General features: G+C 61.5%; 1 protein-coding gene. It reads left to right on the top strand.

Going from position 1 to position 252, the window contains the following annotated elements:
* Positions 1-252: phosphoglycerate kinase (gene pgk, locus QP381_RS09265; protein WP_285068738.1), on the top strand; the 252-nt coding region annotated here is incomplete at both ends.

The raw sequence follows: 252 nt of genomic DNA, 5'->3' as shown, positions 1-252 counted from the left end.
CTGGCCGCGAAAGGCTACGAGGTGGGCAAGTCCCTGCTCGAGGAAGATCAGATCGATACAGTCAAGGAATACATCGACGAGGCCGACAAGCGCGGCGTCAAGCTGGTTCTCCCAGTCGACGTCGTTGCGGCGCCCGAATTCAAGGCTGACGCGCCGGCAACGGTTGTTGACGCCGACAAGATGCCCGCCGACCAGATGGGTCTGGACATCGGACCGAAGTCCGGCGAATTGTTCGCACAGACACTGGCCGAG

Origin of the sequence: Pauljensenia sp. UMB6358 (assembly GCF_030216865.1) — a bacterium.
Lineage (GTDB): Bacteria > Actinomycetota > Actinomycetes > Actinomycetales > Actinomycetaceae > Pauljensenia > Pauljensenia turicensis_A.
The sequence above is the reverse complement of the archived record's forward strand: the minus strand, read 5'-3'. Positions and strand labels throughout refer to the sequence as shown.